The organism is Gilliamella sp. A7, from assembly GCF_002142015.1.
Classification (GTDB): Bacteria; Pseudomonadota; Gammaproteobacteria; order Enterobacterales; family Orbaceae; genus Gilliamella; species Gilliamella apis_A.
Window position 1 is genome coordinate 1 of the sequence record NZ_NASN01000083.1, and the last position, 4,344, is coordinate 4,344.

At 30.2% G+C, this 4,344-nt stretch carries 5 protein-coding genes; 1 reads left to right on the forward strand and 4 read right to left on the reverse strand.

Annotated elements, in window-relative coordinates:
* On the forward strand, positions 1-833 hold an 833-nt coding region (locus B6D18_RS12080; RefSeq protein ID WP_086364669.1), incomplete at its 5' end, for a glycosyltransferase.
* Here the strand turns inward: B6D18_RS12080 and rfbD are convergent.
* From rfbD to rfbB, 4 genes are read right to left on the reverse strand one after another with little or no spacing between them, the layout of a single operon-like run.
* Positions 834-1,697 carry a dTDP-4-dehydrorhamnose reductase gene (gene rfbD, locus B6D18_RS12085; protein ID WP_086364670.1) on the reverse strand — a complete coding sequence of 288 codons (864 nt, stop codon included), beginning with the start codon at positions 1,695-1,697 and terminating at the stop codon, positions 834-836. It lies immediately after the preceding gene.
* Between the two features lie 7 nt (positions 1,698-1,704).
* Positions 1,705-2,235, reverse strand: coding sequence for a dTDP-4-dehydrorhamnose 3,5-epimerase (gene rfbC / locus B6D18_RS12090; RefSeq protein ID WP_086364671.1), 531 nt, complete (start codon positions 2,233-2,235; stop codon positions 1,705-1,707).
* A gap of 8 nt (positions 2,236-2,243) precedes the next feature.
* Entirely contained in the window at positions 2,244-3,110 is an 867-nt protein-coding gene (gene rfbA, locus B6D18_RS12095) for a glucose-1-phosphate thymidylyltransferase RfbA (RefSeq protein ID WP_086364672.1), read from the reverse strand.
* Between the two features lie 9 nt (positions 3,111-3,119).
* Positions 3,120-4,184, reverse strand: a complete 1,065-nt coding sequence (gene rfbB / locus B6D18_RS12100; RefSeq protein WP_086364673.1) for a dTDP-glucose 4,6-dehydratase — start codon at positions 4,182-4,184, stop codon at positions 3,120-3,122.
* Positions 4,185-4,344: the final 160 nt, after the last annotated feature.

Consider the following 4,344-nt stretch of genomic DNA (forward strand, 5'->3'; position numbering starts at 1 on the left):
AATCATTACTTTCCACAAATATTAAAGATATCAACTTAAAAATTATTATTTGGAATAATGGACCTAATTTTTTAACAGAGCAAGAGTGTCAGAAATTCAGCAATATTTTTAGCTTAAAAAAAATCAAACTATCAATTTATGAAGACATTAATAATGTTGCTTTAAGTAAAATATATAATCTGTTTCTTAATAAAGAAAATTATGATTTTTTTTCTGTATTGGATCAAGATTCTCAACTAAATGAAGATTTTTTCAAAAATATAGCAAAAAATAGCAATTATGATGTAATCATTCCTTCTATCTATTCGCATGGATGGAGAAGAGAAGAAAATTCTTTATGTTTCCCTGTATATCATAAAAACCATGAAATTTTTGATAAAAAAACTTTTCAAATGGGTGAAATTGAATCAATTTCATCAGGATTAACTCTTTCTCATCGATTAATAACATCTATAACAAATATTAAAAAAGAAATATTTAATGAAAAATATGCACTTTATGCTATTGATACTGATTTCTTTATTAATTTAAAAACACTCGATAATACAGTCTATAAAGGAGTATGCGTAGGCAAAATAAATCACTCTTTAGATTTTAACCTACAAGATCGTAAAAAGATTAGTCCATCAAGGAAACTTGAAATGGAATATTCTAAGGTACTAAATAAATTATTTCATGATAAAAAAAATACATTAAATGTATTTTTTTATTTATTCAGAAAATTTTTAAGAAGAGAATATTCAAGCTCAATTTTCTTAAAACTTCTTAAATGTCTTATCAAAAAACAACATCCTAGAGCTTGTATAACAATAAAATTAAAGCAGTTATTATGATTATTCAATGAGAGAAATAACATGCACTAAAGCCTTATTCCAATCTGAAGCTTTAATGCCAGCTATCTTTTCTATCTTATTCATACTTAATACTGAATATAATGGCCTTTTAGCTTTAGTTGGATAATCAGAAGTTAGAATTGGTTTAACTACTATTTTTTTAGTTGTTATAGAATTCAACTCTTCAGCAATAAGAAATATCTTAGATGCAAATTTAAACCAAGTAATACATTGATCCCCACAATAATGATAAATTCCTCCATCACAATGATTCATAATCATTGTTAAAATTGCGTTTGCAATGTCCCCTGCATAAGTTGGACAGCCAAACTGATCATTAATAATTGATAATTCCGATCTATTTGAGGCTAGTTTTAACATAGTTTTGACAAAATTATTACCATATTCACTAAAAACCCATGAAGTTCTGATGATAATTGCCGAAGAATTATTATTTAAAATAGCAATTTCACCATTACGTTTTGTTTCACCATAAATATTAATCGGATTAGTTATATCTTCTTCTGTATATGGAATATTTTTAGTGCCATCAAAAACATAGTCCGTCGAAACATGAATAAATTTAGCATTGTATTTTTTTGCTGCCACTGCAAGATTTTTTGGCCCAATCTCATTTACTAAATGAGCCAAGTTAGGTTCATCTTCAGCCATATCAACCGCAGTATATGCAGCTGCATTGACAATAACATCAGGCCTATGTTCATTAATAAAATTATTAACAGATAAATTGTCTGTAATATCTAATTCTTGGCTATCAGTTGCCAATAATATCCAATCAGTAGGAAATTTATCTATAAAACAGTGTCCTAATTGACCATTTGCCCCAGTTAATAAAACCTTCATAAGTTAATTACAATTCCTTCAATGTTTTACCTAGCTTATCTTTTTCAGATAATATTGGATTAGATATAGTCCACTCAATATTTACTGTTGGATCATTCCAAAGTAAACATGCTTCGGATGTTGGATCATAGTAATTAGTACATTTATATTCAAAATCAGCAATATCGGATAATACTAAAAAACCATGAGCCAATCCAGGAGGTATCCATAATTGTGTTTTATTATCTTCTGACAAAATCATCCCAACCCATTTACCATAAGTTTTCGAATCTTTGCGAATATCGACAGCAACATCAAAGACTTTGCCTCTAACGACTCTAACCAATTTTCCTTGTGGATTTTTAGTTTGAAAATGTAATCCTCTTAAAACACCTTTTTGTGAACGAGAATGGTTATCCTGAACAAAATTGAGATTGATACCTAACATTTCCTGATAACGTTTTTGCTCAAATGTTTCCAAAAAGAAACCTCTCTCATCACCATATACCTTAGGTTGGACTATTTTCACATCTGGAATTTCAGTTTGTATTACTTCCATTGGTACCTCTAATGGTTTATTAATTTAGCTAAGTACTGCCCATATAATGTTTTACTTAAAGTAACAGATTCTTCTTTTACTTGTTCAGCACTTATCCAGCCATTACGATAGGCGATTTCTTCAAGACAAGCTACTTTTAAACCTTGCCTTTTCTCTATAACTTGTACAAAGGATGAAGCTTCAATCAAACTATCATGAGTTCCGGTATCAAGCCATGCAAAACCTCGTCCTAATATTTCTACGTTCAAAAGTCCCGCATCTAAATACATTTGATTAAGAGTTGTTATTTCTAATTCGCCTCTGTCCGAAGGTTTTACACATTTCGCCATTTCAACGACATTTTCATCATAAAAATAAAGTCCCGTTACTGCCCAATTTGATTTAGGGTGAAGAGGTTTTTCTTCAATTGACAATGCCTTAAAATTTTCATCGAAATCAACAACGCCAAACCTTTCAGGATCAACTACCTGATATCCAAAAATAGTAGAACCTTGTTTTTGGTTAACTACATTAATTAACTTTTTACCAAAACTTTCACCAAAAAACAAATTATCACCTAATATCATTGCACAACGTTGTTTGTCGATAAATTCTTCACCTATTAAAAAAGCTTGAGCTAATCCTTCTGGTTTTGGTTGCTGCGCATAACTTAGCTTAATTCCAAATTTTGAACCATCACCAAGTAACCTTTGAAACATAGATAAATCTTCAGGTGTTGTAATGATTAAAATATCACGGATACCTGCAAGCATAAGTACCGATAATGGATAATAAATCATTGGTTTATCATATACTGGTAATAACTGTTTCGAAATACCTCTCGTTATAGGATAAAGTCGAGTTCCCGAACCACCCGCAAGTACAATTCCTTTCATATATTTACCTTAGTTTATAATACCTTGTCTTAAACGCACATATGAACCATCTTTAATATGCTCACACCAAATTTTATTATTTAGGTACCAATGTACAGTTTTGCGCATACCACTTTCAAATGTTTCTTTTGGTTTCCATTCTAAATCTTGATATATTTTTGAAGAATCAATAGCATATCTTTGATCATGTCCCGGTCTATCAGTTACATAAGTAATAAGATCCTTATAAAATTGAATATTATTAGGTTTATTTGGTACAAACTCTTCAAGTAACTCACAAATAAGATTCACCACATCAATATTTTTTCGCTCATTGTGACCACCGATATTATAATTTTCTCCAACTTTTGCTTTAGTTGCCACTAAATAAAGAGCTCTGGCATGATCTTCGACATATAACCAATCTCGGATTTGTTGACCATTACCATAAACAGGCAAAGGTTTACCTTCTAATGCATTTAAAATCATTAGTGGAATTAATTTTTCTGGGAAATGATAAGGTCCATAATTATTCGAACAATTAGTAATAACTGTAGGCAACCCAAAAGTTCTATGCCACGCTCGAACAAGGTGATCACTTGATGCTTTTGAGGCTGAATAAGGGCTACTTGGTGAATACGGAGTTTTTTCTGTAAATAAATCTGTTGTTCCATGCAAATCACCATAAACTTCATCTGTCGAAATATGATGAAAACGAAAAGTTGATTGCCTAATTTTATCTAATTTGCGCCAATAAGCTAGAGAGGATTCGAGCAATGTGTAGGTACCAATTATATTTGTTTCTATGAATGAAGAAGGATTGTCAATGGAACGATCTACATGACTTTCTGCCGCTAGATGCATGATAATATCTGGAGTATAACTTAAAATTATATTATCAAGTGCTTGTCTATCGCAGATATCAATTTGTTTGAATGAAAATCGCTCATTAGTCCATACGTCATTTAATGACTCTAAATTTCCAGCATAAGTCAATTTGTCAATAACTAAGACTTCATCTATGGTATTTTCTATAATATATCTAGCTACAGCAGATCCAATGAAACCTGCTCCACCTGTTACAATTACTTTCATTTATCAATCCTCAAAAAAAATACCCAGCGAATAATAATAATAAAGTCAATAAATAGCAATAATTAGAATTAAGATTGAAATTAATTTTGATATAAATAATGAAAAAAGGATCATCAAACGTTCTACAAGATTTGTATTGGTAATTCTTTATATGTTATAT